Annotated in this window: 15 protein-coding genes; 13 read left to right on the top strand and 2 right to left on the bottom strand. The window is 52.2% G+C overall.

Going from position 1 to position 18,938, the window contains the following annotated elements:
• Positions 1–13: 13 nt before the first annotated feature.
• From MKZ24_RS25240 to MKZ24_RS25210, 7 genes are all read left to right on the top strand, one after another.
• Positions 14–1,537: a sugar ABC transporter ATP-binding protein gene (locus tag MKZ24_RS25240; RefSeq protein WP_231637843.1), complete on the top strand. Its 1,524-nt coding sequence runs from the start codon at positions 14–16 to the stop codon at positions 1,535–1,537.
• Between the two features lie 7 nt (positions 1,538–1,544).
• Positions 1,545–2,585, top strand: coding sequence for an ABC transporter permease (locus MKZ24_RS25235; RefSeq protein ID WP_042235247.1), 1,041 nt, complete (start codon positions 1,545–1,547; stop codon positions 2,583–2,585).
• A complete protein-coding gene (yjfF, locus tag MKZ24_RS25230; RefSeq protein WP_042235249.1) occupies positions 2,575–3,543 on the top strand; it encodes a galactofuranose ABC transporter, permease protein YjfF in 969 nt (322 codons plus the stop codon). Before MKZ24_RS25235 ends, yjfF begins: the two co-directional genes overlap by 11 nt.
• Positions 3,544–3,631: 88 nt before the next feature.
• Positions 3,632–4,672, top strand: a complete 1,041-nt coding sequence (locus MKZ24_RS25225) for an ABC transporter substrate-binding protein (RefSeq protein ID WP_231637844.1) — start codon at positions 3,632–3,634, stop codon at positions 4,670–4,672.
• A gap of 241 nt (positions 4,673–4,913) precedes the next feature.
• Positions 4,914–6,821, top strand: a complete 1,908-nt coding sequence (locus tag MKZ24_RS25220) for a carbohydrate-binding protein (RefSeq protein ID WP_445323682.1) — start codon at positions 4,914–4,916, stop codon at positions 6,819–6,821.
• Positions 6,822–6,850: 29 nt separating this feature from the next.
• Entirely contained in the window at positions 6,851–8,896 is a 2,046-nt protein-coding gene (locus tag MKZ24_RS25215) for a beta-xylosidase family glycoside hydrolase (protein ID WP_340787911.1), read from the top strand.
• A gap of 251 nt (positions 8,897–9,147) precedes the next feature.
• A complete protein-coding gene (locus MKZ24_RS25210; RefSeq protein WP_231637845.1) occupies positions 9,148–10,239 on the top strand; it encodes an endo-1,4-beta-xylanase in 1,092 nt (363 codons plus the stop codon).
• Positions 10,240–10,271: 32 nt separating this feature from the next.
• Here MKZ24_RS25210 and MKZ24_RS25205 read toward each other — a convergent pair whose 3' ends face one another.
• Complete coding sequence (locus tag MKZ24_RS25205; RefSeq protein WP_340787906.1) at positions 10,272–10,610, bottom strand: hypothetical protein; 339 nt, start codon at positions 10,608–10,610, stop codon at positions 10,272–10,274.
• 432 nt (positions 10,611–11,042) lie between these two features.
• Here MKZ24_RS25205 and MKZ24_RS25200 point away from each other — a divergent pair, with 432 nt between their 5' ends.
• Positions 11,043–11,432: a hypothetical protein gene (locus MKZ24_RS25200; protein WP_340787902.1), complete on the top strand. Its 390-nt coding sequence runs from the start codon at positions 11,043–11,045 to the stop codon at positions 11,430–11,432.
• Positions 11,433–11,844: 412 nt separating this feature from the next.
• Here the strand turns inward: MKZ24_RS25200 and MKZ24_RS25195 are convergent, their stop codons facing one another.
• Positions 11,845–12,681, bottom strand: coding sequence for a helix-turn-helix domain-containing protein (locus tag MKZ24_RS25195; RefSeq protein ID WP_042235259.1), 837 nt, complete (start codon positions 12,679–12,681; stop codon positions 11,845–11,847).
• Between the two features lie 211 nt (positions 12,682–12,892).
• On the opposite strand from MKZ24_RS25195, the gene MKZ24_RS25190 reads away from it, so the two are divergent.
• From MKZ24_RS25190 to MKZ24_RS25170, 5 genes are all read left to right on the top strand, one after another.
• Positions 12,893–13,876, top strand: a complete 984-nt coding sequence (locus tag MKZ24_RS25190) for an ABC transporter permease (RefSeq protein WP_042235261.1) — start codon at positions 12,893–12,895, stop codon at positions 13,874–13,876.
• A 17-nt stretch (positions 13,877–13,893) separates the two neighbouring features.
• Positions 13,894–14,775 (top strand): carbohydrate ABC transporter permease, encoded by an 882-nt coding sequence (locus MKZ24_RS25185; RefSeq protein ID WP_340787897.1) that lies wholly within the window; start codon positions 13,894–13,896, stop codon positions 14,773–14,775.
• A gap of 33 nt (positions 14,776–14,808) precedes the next feature.
• Complete coding sequence (locus MKZ24_RS25180; protein ID WP_340787893.1) at positions 14,809–16,380, top strand: extracellular solute-binding protein; 1,572 nt, start codon at positions 14,809–14,811, stop codon at positions 16,378–16,380.
• Between the two features lie 96 nt (positions 16,381–16,476).
• Positions 16,477–18,243, top strand: a complete 1,767-nt coding sequence (locus MKZ24_RS25175; RefSeq protein ID WP_340787891.1) for a sensor histidine kinase — start codon at positions 16,477–16,479, stop codon at positions 18,241–18,243.
• A complete protein-coding gene (locus tag MKZ24_RS25170; protein ID WP_042235267.1) occupies positions 18,218–18,925 on the top strand; it encodes a response regulator transcription factor in 708 nt (235 codons plus the stop codon). The genes MKZ24_RS25175 and MKZ24_RS25170 overlap by 26 nt, the downstream gene beginning before the upstream one ends.
• Positions 18,926–18,938 lie beyond the last annotated feature (13 nt).

Below are 18,938 nucleotides of genomic sequence, written 5' to 3'. Positions count from 1 at the left end.
TGGAGAATGAGGAGTGGATACAACCATGAGCACGCAGCTGCCCATACTGCAAATGACCGGGATTCATAAAAGGTTTCCGGGTGTAATAGCGTTAACTAATGTGAACCTCCGCCTGTTCCCTGGTGAGGTTCATGCCTTGATGGGGGAGAATGGTGCAGGCAAGTCAACGCTGATCAAAGTGTTGACCGGTGTCTATTCCATCGATGAGGGCAGGGTAGAAATGGAGGGTGCGCGCATTTCCCTGCACAGCCCGCTGGAGTCGCAGGCTGCGGGAATCAGCACGGTTTATCAGGAGGTCAATCTGTGCCCCAATCTGACAGTAGCCGAGAACATCTTCATTGGCAGAGAGCCGCGAAGATTCGGATGCATTCTATGGAAGGAAATGAATCTGCGCGCTGCGGAGCTGCTTCGGGAACGGATGAATCTGCAGATTGACGTTACCCTTCCCTTGCATATGTATTCTGTAGCGGTTCAGCAGCTCATCGCAATCGCCAGAGCGCTGAATATTTCAGCCAAGGTACTGATTCTGGACGAACCGACCTCAAGTCTGGATCAGAATGAAGTGGAGCAGCTGTTCCGTATTATGAGGAAGCTGCAAAAGGATGGTTTGTCGATATTGTTTGTCACGCATTTTTTGGATCAGATGTACGAAATCTGCGACCGGGTAACCATCCTGCGGGGTGGTGAGCTTGTCGGTGAATATAGGGTTAAGGAGCTATCCCGGCTGGATCTGGTCTTAAAAATGATCGGTAAGGATCTTAATTTGCTGGAAGAGCTGCCGGGTCTGGCAGCAGAATACAAGGATGCCTTGGGGGATGAGCTGATCAAAGCTGAAGGGCTGGGCCGCAAAGGCGGAATTGAGCCGTTCGATCTGTCGATCCGCAAGGGTGAGGTAGTAGGGCTGGCAGGACTTCTCGGATCTGGGCGGACAGAGGCAGCCCGGCTGTTCTTCGGTGCCGACAAAGCGGATTCCGGGCAATTGACGCTAGCGGAATCAGGAGGTGGGGTACATTCGCCACGGGAAGCCATTGGACGGCGGATCGCCTTCTGTTCGGAGAACCGCAAGACAGAGGGGATTATCGGCGATCTGTCGGTAAGAGAGAATATTATCCTTGCACTGCAGGCCAAGTACGGCATGTTCAAGACCATTTCACGCAGGCGGCAGGAGGAGATGGCTGAAGAATATATCCGCATGCTGAATATCAATCCTCCAAATCCCGACCTGCTGATCAAGAATTTAAGCGGCGGAAATCAGCAGAAGGTTCTGCTGGCACGGTGGCTGCTGACGGAGCCTGAGTTGTTTATTCTCGATGAGCCGACACGGGGCATTGACATTGGAGCCAAGGCAGAAATTCAAAAGCTGGTGCTGACGCTCTCACGGCAGGGTATGTCATTCCTGTTCATCTCCTCCGAGCTGGAGGAAGTGCTGCGGGTCAGCGACCGGATCGCCATCTTGCGCGACCGCCGCAAAGTGAAGGAAATTTCGGATAAGGACATGAGCCAGCAGCAAATTATGCAGGCGATTGCGGGAGGCTGACACGATCATGAGCCAACTGGTAAAACATCATTTATTCTGGCCGCTGTGTGTTCTGGCTGTACTGCTGCTGTTCAACCTGTGCTATTCGCCGGACTTCTTCTCAATTACCGTCCATGACGGACATTTATACGGAAGCCTGATTGATATTCTTAACTTCGGAGCACCGCTTATCCTGGTGGCCATCGGGATGACACTGGTAGTGGCAACCAAAGGCATCGACCTGTCTGTCGGCTCCATTGTCGCTATATCCGGCGCCATTGCCTGCCTGAGCATCAGCAAAGCTTCAGACCAGAATGCCCTGGGTCTGATCCTGACCTCGGTGCTGCTGGCAGCAGGTTTGTCGCTCATGCTTGGCGTATGGAACGGTCTGCTCGTCTCCGGGGCCGGAATTCAGCCGATTATAGCCACGCTGATTCTGATGGTAGCGGGGCGGGGGATCGCCCAGCTGGTTACAGGCGGACAGATAATTACGGTAACCAGCTCGAAGTATGCCTATATCGGGTCCGGCTCATTTGCTGCGCTGCCATTTTCAATATTTGTAGTAGCCCTAATCCTGGTCATTGCCGTGCTGCTTACCCGTAAGACCGCTCTGGGCCTGTTTATAGAATCGGTGGGCTGCAATCCGGCCGCCAGCTCCATGTCCGGTATCCGCGCCCGTTGGGTTATTCTGTCGGTGTACGTATTCTGCGGTTTATGCGCCGGCATTGCCGGACTATTGCTCAGCTCGAATGTTTCCAGCGCCGACGGCAATAACGCCGGACTCTGGTATGAGCTCGACGCTATTCTGGCGGTAGTCATCGGGGGGACGTCATTGAACGGCGGACGTTTTTATCTTACGGGTACCGTAATCGGTGCGCTGATTATCCAGACGCTGACCACAACCATCTATATGATCGGCGTCCCGCCGGAAATCACACTGGTCGTCAAAGCTTGTGTCGTGCTGGCGGTCTGCCTGATTCAATCGGATACCTTCCGGGCCGCTATGGCCGCCCGCTGGAAGTCGCGGCATTATCCCGCAGAGAAGGAAGTGACCCGTCATGTCTCTTAACCGCAAGTTTATTCCGATTGTGGTCACCATTGTGCTGTTCCTCGTCATGTTCGCCGCCGGTTCCTTCCGGTATACCGGATTCTTCTCCCTGCAGGTGCTGATGAATCTGCTCATCGACAATGCCTTTCTGCTGATCACGGCCGTTGGCATGTCCTTTGTCATCCTGTCAGGCGGCATAGATCTCTCGGTCGGCTCTATCATTGCCTTATCGACCATGGTATCCGCAAGCCTGGTGCAGCAGCAGGGGTGGCCGCCGGCAGTTGTTATTCCGCTGGTGCTTCTGATGGGTGCGTTGTTTGGCACCATTATGGGAGCGATCATTCATTATTTCACAATCCAGCCGTTCATTGTAACGCTGGCAGGAATGTTCCTGGCCCGGGGCTTATGTTATGTAATCAGCATTGATACCATTACCATTGATAATTCCTTCTACACAGCCATTGCCCAGACGAGAATCCCGCTGCCGGGCGGCAGCTTTCTCTCGATCAGTGCCGTTATTGCTCTTGTTGCCGTTGCTGTGGCGATCTTCACCGCCCATTACACCCGGTTTGGCCGCAACGTGTATGCGCTTGGGGGCAATGAGCAATCGGCTCTGCTGATGGGGCTTCCGGTTGCGAGAACCAAGGTGCTTGTCTATACGCTTAGCGGATTATGCTCGGCGCTTGCAGGGGTGGTCTTCACCTTTTATATGCTGTCGGGTTATGGGCTTCATGCTGTTGGCTTTGAGCTGGATACCATCGCGGCTGTTGTCATTGGCGGAACACTGCTGACTGGCGGTGTAGGCTATGTGCTGGGGACCTTCTTCGGTGTACTCATCCAAGGTGTGATTCAGACCATTATCAGCTTCGAGGGCACACTCAGCTCTTGGTGGACCAAAATTGTCATTGGCCTGCTGCTGTTCATTTTTATCCTCCTGCAACGGGTGTTAAGCTCAAGGCGGTTGACTCTAAAAGAATAAGAAGACTGGTTGGGGAGACAAATAATTCTTGTCTCCCCATGTTTTTGCTATATAATTGTAATCGCTATCATATGAAGGAGGGGTCCTGTTGAGAACGGCTAAGGGGTGCCTGGTTCTCCTACTGTTACTGCTGCTGGGCGGCTGCTCAGGCGGCGGAGGCAACAATACGCAGGTATTGATGATGCCTCATCATTCTCCTGCAGTGAATACCGGCTTGCTGCCGCCGGCAGATAGAGCCATGGTCAAGCCGATTGTGCTGGGCTTCTCCCAGCTTGGATCGGAGAGTACCTGGCGGGAGGCGAATACCGCTTCGATCCGTGAAGCCGCCGGGGAGGCGGGGATCACCCTTGTCCTGAAGAACGCAGAACAAGATCAGCAGCAACAGTTCGATGCCATTCGTGCCTTTATCCGGAGCGATGTTGATGTCATAGCGATTGCTCCTGTGGTTCAGACCGGCTGGGAACCGATTCTTCTGGAAATCAGGCAGGCAGGGATTCCGGTTATTATTGTGGACCGTTCAGTCAACGTGAAGAACAGCTCGCTCTATGTCACTTTTATCGGTTCTGACTTTTATGAAGAAGGGGTAAAGGCAGCCAAATATGTGATAGATAAGATGCGCCATCATAGTGAAGCCATCCATATCGCAGAATTGCAGGGTACCGTAGGTTCAACGCCGTCGATTGACCGTGGGCGCGGGTTCCGGAAGATGCTCGGGGACAAGCAGAACCTCCGGATTACAATGACTGCACCGGCAGATTTCACACAAAGCGGCGGACGTGAGGTAATGAGGACTTTTTTGCAGCAACCGAAGGAGAAGTGGCCCCAGGTGCTCTTTGCCCATAATGATGATATGGCTATTGGTGCTGTGGAGGCTATGAAAGAGGCCGGTATTGTACCGGGCACCGATATAATAATAGTTTCAGTGGACGGCACACGGCGGGCATTTGAACAGATGGCGGCGGGAAGCATTAATGCTGTTGTCGAATGCAATCCGATGCTGGGCCCCCTGCTGATGCAGGCAGTTAATGAGATTATGGCTGGCCGGACGCTGCCCAAGCGAATGATAACGCCGGAGGACATTTACACGCAAGAACTGGCGGGTAGGGAGATAGACAACCGCAAATATTGAAGAATCAGCCAGGCGCTTTTGCTCCGGCTTTTTTTTATGCAGATAAAACGCCAAAAAAATTCAACTTTTCAAACAAAAAACTACATTGTTCCAAACTGGAAATTAGTTTAAGATGATCTCGAATAACAAATATTAGTAGAATCATCTAAAGAATCCTAGAGGGGAGGAGCTGCCGGCGACCGTTATTTGTGCGGCAGCCGATTGAAAGGGATTACAAATTAATCTTAATGGAGGTATGCCGATGTTTAAAAAACTCTTGGTCATTGCAATAACCCTTGTCTTATTCCTAAACGGTCTGCCCATGATGTCTGTGTCTGCTGCAAATAATGCCACGGCCAAGCAGCCGGGGAATTCCAATCCTCTGATGGATCACAAGCTGGGTGCCGATCCTTTCGCCCTGACGTATAACGGAAGAGTCTATGTCTATATGTCCAGCGATGCCTACGTTTATAACAGCAACGGAACCGTGAAGGACAATGATTTCAGCGCCTTGAATAAAATCAATGTCATCTCCTCGGCGGATATGGTGAACTGGACAGATCACGGCGCCATTCCGGTGGCCGGAGCCAATAATGTCAACGGCAGCGCCGGCATTGCCAAATGGGCCTCTCTCTCCTGGGCGCCTTCGGCGGCGGTGAAAAAAATTAACGGCCAGGATAAATTTTTCCTGTATTTTGCAAACGGTGCATCAGGCATCGGCGTGTTAACAGCCAATTCTCCGATTGGCCCCTGGTCGGATCCGCTGGGCAAAGCGCTGGTGACAGGGTCTACTCCCGGCATGTCCGGCGTGACCTGGCTGTTTGATCCGGCTGTCCTGGTGGACGATGACGGCAGCGGATATCTGTATGCCGGCGGGGGAATCCCCAACACTTCGGACCCGGCATCTGTAGCCAATCCCCGCACAGCTCGTGTGCTGAGACTGGGTGCGGATATGACGAGCATTGTTGGCAGCGCATCCACAATTGACGCTCCCTATATGTTCGAGGATTCGGGAATTCACAAATACGGCGGCAAATATTATTACTCGTATTGCTTCAATTTCTCCGGCACACACCCGGCTGCCTATCCGGCAGGTGAAATCGGGTACATGGTGAGCAACAGTCCGATGGGACCATTTACGTATACCGGACATTTTCTGAAGAATCCTTATACCTTCTTCGGTGTAGGCGGCAACAACCACCATGCGGTATTTAACTTCAATAACCAGTGGTATGTAGTGTATCATGCCCAGACCGTGGCGAAGGCTGTACTCGGGGACGGCAAAGGCTACCGCTCTCCGCATATCAACAAGCTTGTCCATAATGCAAACGGGACCATTCAGGAGGTTCAGGGAGATCTGGCGGGTATTGCCCAGATTGCCAATCTGAATCCGTTCACCAGAGTCGAAGCCGAGACCATCGGTTGGAATGCAGGCATTGCTACTGAAGCTACTCAGGCTGCGGGCGGCCCTGTAAGCAATATGAATGTGACCAGCATTAACAATGGAGACTGGGTTGCCGTCGGCAATGCCGATTTCGGTTCCGGTGCTACCAGCTTCAAGGCTAACGTGGCTTCTACCACAGGCGGCAAAATCGAACTCCGGCTGGACAGCGCAACCGGACCGCTAGTGGGCACGCTTAATGTCCCTTCTACAGGAGGAGCGCAAGCCTGGCAGGAGGTAGAAACCTCAGTCACCAATGCGACAGGAGTTCACAGACTCTACCTGGTATTCACCGGATCAGGCTCCGGCAACCTGTTCAATCTGGATTACTGGCAGTTCTCTGAGGGGGGCACCACGACTCCTTCCAGAAGTAAGGTTGAAGCAGAAGACATGAGCTTAAGCGGCACGTATGCAGGTAAGATCACTACCCCGTTCAGCGGAGTGGCGTTATACGGGAATGATGACGCGGCTGCGTTCAATCAGTATTTTGCTTTTGGTACTCATAATGTCTCAGTCCGGGGTGCTTCCAGCAACTCTGCTACGGCCAAAGTTGATCTGCAGATCGGCGGGGTGACTGTCGGCTCCTTCAGCTTCAGCGGGACTACACCTTCCGTACAGACCCTGTCCAATGTGGCACACGGCACCGGCAATCAGGAGGTCAAGCTGGTCGTAACCACGGACGATGGAACCTGGGATGTGCTTGTGGACTATATTGAATGGAGCCAATGATCGTACAAGCAGGCAGGAGGTCAGGCACTATGGTCAAAAAAACGGGGCTGTTTTTGCTGGCAATTTCGCTCTTGCTAGGCATACTGTTCAATCCTTCGACGGTTGCCGCTGCAACATTTACCAATCCGTTCATCTATGCCGATGCCCCGGACAAAGATGTAATTAGGGTAGGAGGCGTATATTATATGACCAGCACCACCATGCACATGAACCCCGGCGTTCCCATCATGAAGTCCTATGATCTGGTGAACTGGGAGATCGTGAACTACGTCTACGATACCTATGCAAATGGCGATGCACAGAATCTGAACAACGGACAGAATGAGTACGGCAAGGGTTCCTGGGCAAGCAGCCTCAGATACAATAACGGTATCTACTATGTGAGCTTTGGGTCCAATTCTACCGGCAAAACCTATATCTATCAGACGGCGGATATTGAAAATGGTCCATGGACCTCATCTGTGCTGGGCAGCTATTATCATGACGCGTCGCTGCTGTTCGATAACGGCCGGGTGTTCCTGGTATACGGTGTCGATAATATCAGCCTGATTGAGCTGACGGCGGACGCCAAAGCTATCAAGTCAGGAGGAATCAACCAGGTTATTATCCCCGGCTCCAGCAATATTGCCGGTTCAAGCTTCATTGTGAAGGCGGAAGGTGCGCATATCCAGAAGATCAACGGCTATTATTATGTCTTTCTGATCTGCTGGCCTTCGGGAAGCGGACGCACACAATTGACTTACCGCTCCACCAGCTTAACCGGTGGCTATACGGGTCAGGTATCACTTAACGACTCCGGCATTGCCCAGGGCGGAATCGTGGACACGCCATCCGGCTCCTGGTATGCCATGCTCTTCAGGGACAGCGGAGCGGTTGGACGGATGCCGTATCTGGTTCCGGTATCCTGGTCCGGCAACTGGCCGGTCTTCGGAAGCGGGGGCAAAGCGCCGCGCACGCTGAATATGCCTGCTGAAGGCTATCCTGTGAAGAAGGTGTACGCGTCCGATGAGTTCTCAGCGGCTTCCGCCTCTGCGGAGCTAATTGTGAATGGCGGCTTTGAAGCGGCAGACATCAGCCCGTGGATGAATAACAATACGGCAGCGGTGGCCGTTACTGCTGCAGAACGTTATAGCGGTTCGAGCAGCGTACTGGTCAGCGGGAGACAACAGACGGGTACAGGACTGAAGCAGGATCTCACCGGGAAGGTGACCGCTGGCACAGTCTATATGTTCTCGGCAAAGGTTAAATACACGACAGGCCCGGCTACCAAGTCCTTTAACCTGGATATCCAGAATGGGCCAAGCTATACCGGTATTACGGTTCTGGGCTCTGCCACATTGACCCGGGGAGAGTGGGGCACCATCCAGGGAACCTATACACTTCCCGCCGGTGCCGATCTGTCCCAGACCTTTATTTTTGTTGAAACCCCTTACAATTCTGCGCCGGATGCCGCCAATGACCTGATGAACTTTTATGTAGACGATGTGTCGTTCGCAGCTACAGCTTCGTCAGAAGCGGGGCTTGCCAAGGTATGGCAGTGGAACCATAATCCCGACAACACCAAGTGGTCCCTGACACAGCGTCCCGGCTTCATGCGGTTAACCACCGGCAAGGTAAGCACAAATATTCTGGATGCCCGAAACACGCTGACCCAGCGGACGTTCGGACCGAAAAGCACGGGCGTCACCGCCCTGGAGACCAGCGGTATGAAGGACGGGGATTACGCAGGTCTGGCTGCATTCCAGGCTAAATACGGCTTCGTGGGTGTGAAAAGGTCCGGCAATTCCAAGTCCATTGTAATGGTTAATGCCGGCTCCGGATCGATGACTGAAGTGGCAAACGTGCCGCTCAGCCAGAACAGAGTCTATCTGAAGGTGGTCTGTGATTACACCAACCAGACAGACAAGGCCTATTTCTACTACAGCCTTGACGGCAGCAACTGGACGTCGGCAGGCAATACGCTGCAGATGTCCTATACAATGCCCCACTTCATGGGCTACCGGTTTGCACTGTTCAATTATGCAACGAAGGCTGCGGGCGGTTATGCGGATTTTGATTATTTACGTCTGGAATAGCTGCATTTGAATCTAAATAAGAAGCACTAAAGAAATAAACAAAAAGCAAAAGAAGCGGAGGGGAAATTTGGAACTGTAGGAGCGGTAGCGACCGCCTTTGTCACCGGATTTCACCTACGAACAGCGGTTTAAATCAAGAAATCTGGAGACAACAGCGGCCGGAAGTCCAAATGTTCACCGTAGTGACGATGAAGCTTCAAGTTCAAAACTTAAGTGCGTCTTATATAATCATCCAAAGGAGATGTATTCAATTGAAGAACAGCATCAAAAAGCTAGTAGGCGGGCTGGCTTTAGCCAGTGTCCTGCTCACCTCTGTCATGGCAGGCAACGCCAGCGCAGCACTTACCAATGGACCTAAGTTCCTGGGAAATATCATTGCAGGCAGTGCTCCCGGGAACTTCACCACCTACTGGAATCAGGTCACCCCTGAGAATGGCACCAAATGGGGAGCGGTCGAAGGCAACCGCAATAATATGAACTGGGGCAATGCGGATATGATCTATAACTATGCGATTAGCAAGAACATCCCGTTCAAGTTCCATACCCTAGTGTGGGGAAGCCAGGAGCCTAACTGGGTTGCAGGCTTATCGGCAGCGGAGCAAAAGGCGGAGATCAGCTCATTCATTACTCAGGCAGGCCAGCGTTATTCCGCAAAGTCAGCCTTTGTGGATGTCGTCAATGAACCGCTGCATGCCAAGCCTTCGTACCGCAATGCCATCGGCGGTGACGGAAGCACCGGCTGGGATTGGGTCATCTGGTCCTTCCAGCAAGCACGAGCGGCGTTCCCGAATTCCAAGCTGCTCATCAATGAATATGGCATTATCGGTGACCCCAGCTTGACGGATAAGTATGTGACCATTATCAATCACCTGAAGTCCAGAGGACTGATCGACGGAATCGGCATTCAGTGCCATCATTTCAATATGGATACAGTTAGCGTCTCTACGATGAATACCGTGCTGGGCAAATTGGCCGCGACAGGCCTGCCTATCTACGTCTCTGAGCTGGATATCACCGGCGACGACAACACACAGCTTAACAGATACAAAGAGAAGTTCCCGGTGCTCTGGAATCATCCTTCGGTAAAAGGCGTAACCCTCTGGGGCTACATCCAGAATCAGACCTGGGCAGCCAACACCCATCTGGTGAATTCCAACGGCACAGAGCGCCCTGCATTGAAATGGCTGAAGCAATACCTGGGCGGTTCATCGGCTCTTATGGAATCGACAGACGCTCAGGAAATTACGGAGAGTACGGACAGTGTGGACAGTACGGACAGTGTGGTCGAGCCAGAGCTTCAACTGGATCTCCAACCAGTGCTGGAACCCGTTCCGGCTGAGTAAGCTGAAGCAGGCCTTCAGCATAAGGGCTGTTGTCAAAGTGTGAACAAGGCTGTTTCTGATGCGTGAATATGGCTGCTCCCCATGCGCGGTAAGACGCGCCGGGAGCAGCCTTTTTTTTGTGAGATGGGGAGTGCGGAGGCGTTCGAGCGGAATGTAAGCGAAAAACCGAACACATTGGGGAGTGCGGAGGCGTGCGAGCGGAATGTAAGCGAAAAACCGAACACATTGGGCAGTGCGGAGGCGTACGAGCGGAATGTAATCGAAAAACCGAACACATTGGGGAGTGCGGAGTCGTTCGAGCGGAATGTAAGCGGAAAACCGAACACATTGTACTTGTGTAGCTGGACCATAAGGTCTTTTGTGATCTTCATCTTGCGTTCGCTGACCAAAAGTGGCAAACTAGTAATAGATGCAGTAAACGTGGCAAAGAATGCCCCGCTCCCTTCTCTTTAAGAAGGCGGCGGGGTTTTGTGCGTTTAGAGATTAATTTTATTGCAAAGCGGGGGAATTGGAGTGGGATTTACAGAAGAACATGACCATTGGTTAAGCAATCATTTGAAACGAAGAAAGGGGGAGCGGCTTGATGCGCTAAAGCGGGGGCACAGCTACGGTAACCGCTTATTCGTGGAATATGTGGGTGGCCGCTTGTTGGATATTTTCAGGGACTCCATCCGGAATATGAAGTTAAGGACTGGCGTGGGAGATCGTATTTTATTGATTTACTGTGGAAGGTCGGTTCCTCGCGTATTGCATTTGAGATTATGGATTATGGATCGCATGGCACGGACCGGAGCAAATACCGGATGGACTTGAATCGCGGTCTCTTCCTGCAATCACAGGACTACATGGTTCTCTATATCTCGCTGGATGAGATGAAAGACAATCCGCCTTTTGTTCTCTCCACAATGCGGAACGTTCTGGCTCCTTATTTGTCGGCCGGAACTGCTAATAAAAGAAAAGACAAATCCTATTCTCGAATTGAACGAGATCTGATGCGGTTAGCCATCCGTAACCACCGTGTCCTCCGTCCGGGTGATGCCGCGAGAGAACTTGAGCTACATAATACGACAGTAATTAAATACAGCCGTATGCTGGTGGATAAGGGGAAATTTCGCCCTGTAGCGAGAGGGATATCTCCACGAGTTACATACTACGAGTATATAGGTACCATTCAAAGCCCGGATTTGGTCTGAAGAATAGTACAACCCGGAATGTAAGCGAAAAACCGAACACATTGGACGCTGCGTGGGCGCGTAGGCCAAATGTAAGCGAAAAACCGAACACATTGGACGCTAGCGTGGGCGCGTGGGCCAAATATAAGCGAAAAACCGAACACATTGGACGCTGCGTGGGCGCGTGGGCCAAATGTAAGCGAAAAACCGAACACATTGGACGCTGCGTGGGCGCGTGGGCCAAATGCAAGCGAAAAACCGAACACATTGGGCGGTGCTGAGGTGGATGGGCCAAATGTAAGCGAAAAACCGAACACATTGGACGCTAGCGTGGGCGTGTGGGCCAAATGTAAGCGAAAAACTTAGCACCAGCACCAACATCGCTCACCCGCACAGGTAAGTTTCCCCGCGCCCACCAAGGCATCCGCCAATCTCACCCCCCACCCCCATCCGCCGGAGGAAGGGGTACAATCCCCTCCCTATACACCTTCCTGTACTGTGACGGCGTGTAAGAAGTAACCTTCTTGAAGATCTTAGAGAAATACAGCGGGTCGTGGTAGCCGACCGAATAAGCCAGTGATTTAACAGATAACCGGGACTCGCCCAGCAGCTCGCAGGCCCGCTGAATCCGGAAGGCGGTCAGATAACCTGAGATGGAGGTGCCCGTCTCCTTCTTGAACAGACGGAACAAGTAGCTGCGCTCGATTGTGACATAATCCACGACATCCAGAACCGACAAGGAAGACTTCCAAAAGTTCCTCTCCATATATGCCTTGGCTGAACCTACATAGTCTTTCTTGAGGGAGGCCTGTTCGCTTGGATAATACTCCATGTAATAGGTTAGCAACAGACGAAGTCCGGCATCCGACCGCTCCCGTTCATACGGCTCCAGTGCATTCGCCTCGACTCTGTCGAACAGGGGCTTGAGGTCCTGCGGAGCAGCCGCTGCAACGGGGTGATCCGGTGACATATGAATCATCTCCAATAACCGCAAGGCCTCCGCACCACCACATTCAATCCAGCAATACGCCCACGGGTCCTGCGGATCAGGATAATAATACACCTCCATCTGCGGGAAAATAATGAAGCTGTCTCCGGCCTCCAGAGGATAAACCGCCTGGCTTGTCTTCAAATACCCCCTGCCGCTTACGATATAATGCAGGGCATAGACATCACGGACACCTGGTCCCCATCTGTGCAGATTTGGAGGCTTATACCCGTTCCCCTTCACCATCGGTCCCTCGCTGAGTCCATATTCCTTAGCATTCATAGTCAGCACCCGTATCCTTTAACAGTATGATACTACTAGGGTATAGCAATCTGACGAATAAAGATAGATCGCTTGAATCGGGACCGCACTTCAAATCGACAACTGCACCTTTCCGTAACCGCATGTAAAAATGACAACGCTTTCTTAAGAATGTTGGCTTACGCCGTCCCTGGGCTTGAAGGTAAACTGAAGGTACAAGGGAGGAGCGAATATGGAATTGCAAACACAGGTTAGGAGTCCCGGGACTGGCGGAAGCCGGCGGTTGTTTTTATGGAAGCGTTTCAAAAAACAGAAGATCCTGCATTTGTTCGTCGGGCTGGGCATGATCTATCTGCTGATCTTCGCGTATACGCCAATGTTTGGTATTCTAATGGCCTTCAAGGATTACAGCATCTCCGGCGGGATCAAAGGGATCTTCACGAGCGACTGGGTCGGCCTGAAGTATTTCGATGAATTCGTGCATGACTATCAATTCGGCAAGCTGGTCCGCAACACGCTGGTCCTCAGTCTGCTGAAGGTCATCTTCGCCTTCCCGGCACCGATTCTGCTGGCGATTATGCTGAATGAAGTGAAGCACATGGCCTTCAAGCGGTTGGTGCAGACGATCAGCTATCTGCCGCATTTTATCTCCTGGGTCGTCGTGGTTGGCGTATCCTATGCCTTCCTGTCCGCCGATGTCGGTGTGGTCAATAAGGCGCTGATGGCGATGGGCTTCACGGATGAGCCGCTGGCCTTCCTGACCAGTCCGAATTACTTTTGGGGGCTGGCGGTAGGGAGTGCGGTGTGGAAGGAGATGGGCTGGTGGACGATTATTTTTCTGGCGGCGATATCGGGGATCAGTCCTTCCCTCTATGAAGCTGCGGAGATTGACGGTGCCGGAAGGCTGGCTCGTATCCGTTATATCACCCTGCCGGGGATGAAGGGGACCATCGTTGTTGTACTGGTGCTGACCATCGGAAGTATTCTCGGTGGCGGACTGGTGGGTTCCAACTTCGAGCAGGCCTACCTGTTCGGCAACAGTATCAATAATCCAACCTCTGAGATTGTCCAGACCTACGCATTCAGGGTGGGGTTAAGCGACGGGCGGTTCTCCTACGCAGCGGCGATAGATTTAATCCAATCCGTGATTTCGGTAGCGCTGATATTCTCCAGTAACTATATTGCCAAACGGGTGTCAGGCTCAAGTCTTTTTTAGAGAGAGGAGGAAAGGCTGTGCTGAAGAGTCAGCGGCAGAAGGATTTTGTTTTTGACAGCGTGATCTATGGGGTATTGTTCGTTATTATGCTCACGATGCTGTATCCGTTCTATTATGTGTTAATTGCTTCCTTTAATAAAGGCTCGGACTCGCTGCTGGGCGGTGTGTATTTGTGGCCCCGGAACTTTACCCTGGAGAATTACCGGGTGTTCATGGATGATCCCAAGTGGGTGAAGGCGTTCCTGGTCTCCGTACTGCGGACGGTTTCCGGTACTTTGCTTGGACTGCTGCTCACCAGCATTGTCGCTTACGGCCTGTCCCATCGTGATCTGTTATTCAGCAAGGTCTATTTCACAGTGATCGTATTCGCCATGTACTTCTCCGGCGGACTGATCCCTTATTATGTAGTCCTGCGTTCACTAGGCTTGCTGAATTCCTTTGCGGTATACATTGTCCCGTCCATGCTCAGCACGTTCTTCCTGCTCATTGCGATCTCATTCTTCCGCGAGATTCCTGCTGAGCTAAAAGAGTCTGCGCATATAGACGGTGCCGGTGAGCTTACGATATTCTTCCGCATCATCCTGCCGGTCTCAACGCCGGTGCTGGCGACCATGGCCTTGTTCATGGGGGTTGGGCAATGGAATTCCTGGCTGGATTCAGCTTATTTCGTCCAGTCCGAGGAGCTGCGTACGCTGGCCTTCCGCATGATGGAGGTCATCAACAAGAGCAATTCTCCTATGGATTCGCTGGCGGTAGCCAACAGTGTCTCGGCGGGTGTCACCAGCTTCTCCTTACAGGTCACTTCAATGGTGGTGTCCATTGTTCCCATTATCTGTGTGTACCCGTTCCTGCAGAAGTATTTCGTACATGGCATCATGCTGGGTTCGGTAAAAGGTTAGACAATTCATAATTTCAATCATGGAGGGATTAGCTTGAACAAAAGCAGAAGCTTCAAAATGGTTGCAGCCGCGCTGGCAATTGCCGTATTATCCGCCTGCGGCAGCGGAGGAAATGCCGCTCAGATCGCCCCGTCCGGCAGTCCGGACGCAGCAGCAGGCGGGAATTCTCCGGCCAAACCTGCGGAAGTGAAGGAATTGAGCCTGTTCATTGATGCGTCGTGGTACCCGGTTACGGAATGGAAGGGCCCGGTCGCCGATATGATTACCGAGAAGACGGGAGTGAAGCTCAAGGTTACAGTCGCTACCGATGATAAGCAGCTTCCGCTGATGATTGCCTCCGGTGACCTGCCGGACCTGGTGTTCACCTCTTCCAATATAGACCGGTTATCAGACTCGAAGCTGTCCTATTCCTGGAATGAGCTGATTGAGAAATATGCGCCGGATTTCAAGATTGACAAGACCCGGATTGCCATCCATACCATGGATGACGGCAAGTTCTATACCGTGCGGAATTCCTTTGCGACCCAGGAGGAGATGAAGAATAGTAAATATTCGTTAGGCAGCGACGGCAACCCGGGCATCGCGGTACGGGAGGATATTCTGAAGGAGCTGGGGAATCCGCCGATCAAGACCCTGGATGATTTCGTCAAGGTGCTGGGCATGGTCAAGGAGAAATATCCCGAGATGGTCCCGCTGATCATGGATAAGGACTGGATTGAACAGTATTTCCTGGCCCAGTTCGGTACGGAGACCCTGCTCGACGGCTGGTATGAACAGGACGGCAAGGTGGAATATGCGATCAGGCAGCCCAAGATGCTGGAATTTTTCAAGTTCATGAATAGCCTGTACCGCAATGGCTATATCCTGGCTGAGAATTTCGCACTGGCTAATGACCAGATTGATGATCAATATGCTACGGGCGGCAAAGCCTTCGCCCATAGCCATACCGTATCCACCGCAGATACCGATAACATCAAGATCAAGAGCAATCAGGGGGACTTCTCCTTCAAGATGCTGCCAAGCGTATTGTCGAAGGATGCCAAGGTAGTCAGCTCAGGACTCGGCTTCTCCGGAACCTTCATCACCAAGAAGAATAGGGACCCGGAGGCCTCCATCAAATTCATCCAGTATCTGGCCAGCGACGAGGGTAAGAAGCTGACGATGTTCGGAGTCGAAGGGGTACACTGGACCTGGAATGAAGAGGGCCACCCCGACTTCAAATATAATCCATCCGATGCCGATTTTGTGAACAGAAACGGGATAAAGTGGTGGTATCTCTATAACGATGGGGTTACCGAGGGCATGCTGTCTTATGTTCCTGAGCTGCAGAAGACGCAGGCGCTGATGGATCTGAAGTCCGTCAGAGTCTATAAGCCGGAGATCGGGCTGATTCAGACCCAGCCGGATTCACAGGAGAAGACCATCAAGACGAAGATTGACGAGATGGTCAAGAATGAGAAGGTCAAGATCTATCTGGCAGAATCGGAGGAGGCGGCAGTGGCAGCCTATGAGAATATGCTGAAGAATGCAGAGAACATAGGGCTGCAGAAGCTCACCGACTGGGCGAATACAACCTATCAGAAGAAGAAGGATTTATTTAAGTAAGCGGCTTCCTACCGGTAGAGACTTGTCTCTACCGGGTTTTACATGTTCATGGTAGGATAAGAAAAAAGAAGTCGGGCACCGGGGGGACAGGCTGCCGTGAGCATTGTGCGCAAAATGATATTAGGATATATCCTGCTGATTTTTATACCGGTCGTTACCTTCGGCTATTATTATTACAGCAAGCTCTATGACAGTGTAAGCAGACAGTTTGTGGAGAGCCGTCAGAAGATACTGGAGCAGGCCTATTCCAATATGAAGGCGGATCTGGCCCGGATCGATTCCACCCAGCGGATGCTCCAGTACAACCCGTATGTCACTGACTATCTGGACGGCAGCTATGAGACGGACTCAGAGAGCATATATGCCTATAACCGTTATATCAATCCGGTGATTCTGCAATCGCTTAATATCAGTCCGGAGATCGACACGTTCAGAATCTATATAACCAAGCAGGGCGTGCTGCCCATTACTGACCGGCTGCTCGAACTATCGGCGCTGGATGAACAGGGTGCCGGGGCTACCCGTATGCTGCGGCCGGGACAGGGCAAATGGATACTCCCCGACTCCAAGGTCGAAGCACCCCCGCTGGTGTTCTATCAGAACATATATAATCATGACTTTACCGAGATTGTCGGACTGCTGGAGCTGCGGGTCGGCAGTGAGCTGATCCGCAAATTCTACCGGGCGACAGGCGGAGGAGATTGGACCGCTATGCTTCTGCCGCCGGAGGGGGAGCTGCCGGAGAGGGAAGGCATCCCCTCGGCGGTTGATCCTGCAACCTGGGCAAGAATGGCATCGGGAGAGTCGCAGACGTATTTCATCAACCGTGAGGTCATCGTCAACCAGCTGTTTATTCAGGAGCTGGGTGTCCGGGTTGCCGTGATCGGCAAGGTATCCGAGGTGTTCCGTTCGATCAGGAGCCAGGAGATCGTGATGATTACAACGCTCGCCGTTCTTCTGACGTTATTGTCTTTTGCTTATTACACCCTGGCTTCGACGATTACCAAGCGCGTCCTCCGGCTCGCCCGGCATATGCGCAACTTAAATGATGATAACCTGAAGCAGTCGATCAGCAAGGAAGATAAGCCGGGCCGCAAGGATGAGATCAGTTTCCTGACGGAGACTTATAATTCCATGCTCCTGCGTATGGATGAGCTGATCAACAATGTCCACCGGGCGGAGCTGCGCAATAAGGAAGCCGCTTACAAAGTCCTTCAGGCCCAGATCAAACCGCATTTCCTCTATAACACGCTGGAGACCATCCGGATGCTGGCGGAATCCAACAATGACCAGGAAGTGGCTGAAATCTCGTACTGGTTCGGCAAACTTATGCGGTACAGCCTGTCCGCCCAAGAGGATCATACGGTCCTCTCCAAAGAGATCGAGACCGTGGTCTTCTACCTCAATATTCATAAAATGCGGCTGCAGAAGAGACTGACCTATGAGGTCGATATCGCTGTGGCTGACGAGCAAATGAGCTGTCCAAGGTTCATCCTCCAGCCGCTGGTCGAGAATAGCATCATCCATGGAGCCTCCGTGACGCTCCGGCCTGTCCATATCCGGATTCAGGCCGCCGAGACGGAGGACGTGATCAGGATAAGTGTGTCGGACAGCGGCATAGGTATTCCTGAAGACCGGTTGCTGCAGCTCCATAGCCGGTTATCCAATGGAGAGGATGTGGAGCCCCGGGAGGAGGCGGAAGGAGGCGTGGGGCTGTATAACGTCAGCGAGCGGATTAAATCGTTCTATGGCGGAGCTTCACGGCTGGTTCTGGAGAGTGAGGAGGGCAAGGGTACCTGCTTGACTATTATCATAGCGAAAGGGGCGGCGAGCGAGCATGCGAATCTTAATAGTAGACGATGAGCCGATCATCCTTGGAGGACTGGTCAAGGTGATTGGCGCAGCCGCGCCGGTCGGAACCGAAATCCGGGAGGCCGGCGACGCCTTCGAGGCTCTTGGGATCATGAAGGAATACATGCCGGATGTTACGGTAACCGATCTGCATATGCCGGAGAAAAACGGGTTTGAAATGATGGAGGAGGCCAAGGAAAACGGTTTATGTGAGCGCTTTATTATTCTTACGGGATATGATGATTTTGAATACGCTCGCAGGGCACTCCGATACGGAGTGATTGACTACCTGCTGAAGCCGGTGGACAAGGGGGAGATGGCAAATCTGCTGAAGCAATTAAACAGGGATCTCCCATCCCTAGACAACACGGACTGTCCCCCTCATGCCAAACAGATTCTTGCGTATACCCAATTGAATTATATGAACGACCTCTCTCTTGATCATCTGGCTGACCTGATGAAGCTTCATCCCAATTACATCAGCAACCTCTTCAAAAAGGTGACCGGCGATACATTTGTGAATTATCTGAATGCCACCCGGATCAAAGAAGCGCAAAAGCTGCTTAGTGCCCACCGCAATCTGCCAGTGGGCGAGATCGGCCGCCGGGTCGGGTATGAGAATAAGCATTACTTCAATAAAGTATTCAAGAAATATACCGGCAGCACACCGGGTGCCTACCGGGAGGCACATTGAAGCCTTAGCCCGG

The sequence above is a fragment of the Paenibacillus sp. FSL R7-0297 genome, from assembly GCF_038009025.1.
Classification (GTDB): Bacteria; Bacillota; Bacilli; order Paenibacillales; family Paenibacillaceae; genus Paenibacillus_AQ.
The sequence above is the reverse complement of the archived record's forward strand: the minus strand, read 5'-3'. Positions and strand labels throughout refer to the sequence as shown.

Bases quoted from the DNA above. Each gene is read 5' to 3' on its own strand.
- MKZ24_RS25235 (WP_042235247.1), top strand. From the start codon at position 1,545: ATGAGCCAACTGGTAAAACATCATTTATTCTGGCCGCTGTGTGTTCTG.
- yjfF (WP_042235249.1), top strand. From the start codon at position 2,575: ATGTCTCTTAACCGCAAGTTTATTCCGATTGTGGTCACCATTGTGCTG.
- MKZ24_RS25220 (WP_445323682.1), top strand. From the start codon at position 4,914: ATGTTTAAAAAACTCTTGGTCATTGCAATAACCCTTGTCTTATTCCTA.
- MKZ24_RS25215 (WP_340787911.1), top strand. From the start codon at position 6,851: ATGGTCAAAAAAACGGGGCTGTTTTTGCTGGCAATTTCGCTCTTGCTA.
- MKZ24_RS25205 (WP_340787906.1), bottom strand. From the start codon at position 10,610: ATGAAGATCACAAAAGACCTTATGGTCCAGCTACACAAGTACAATGTG.
- MKZ24_RS25200 (WP_340787902.1), top strand. From the start codon at position 11,043: ATGGACTTGAATCGCGGTCTCTTCCTGCAATCACAGGACTACATGGTT.
- MKZ24_RS25195 (WP_042235259.1), bottom strand. From the start codon at position 12,681: ATGAATGCTAAGGAATATGGACTCAGCGAGGGACCGATGGTGAAGGGG.
- MKZ24_RS25190 (WP_042235261.1), top strand. From the start codon at position 12,893: ATGGAATTGCAAACACAGGTTAGGAGTCCCGGGACTGGCGGAAGCCGG.
- MKZ24_RS25170 (WP_042235267.1), top strand. From the start codon at position 18,218: ATGCGAATCTTAATAGTAGACGATGAGCCGATCATCCTTGGAGGACTG.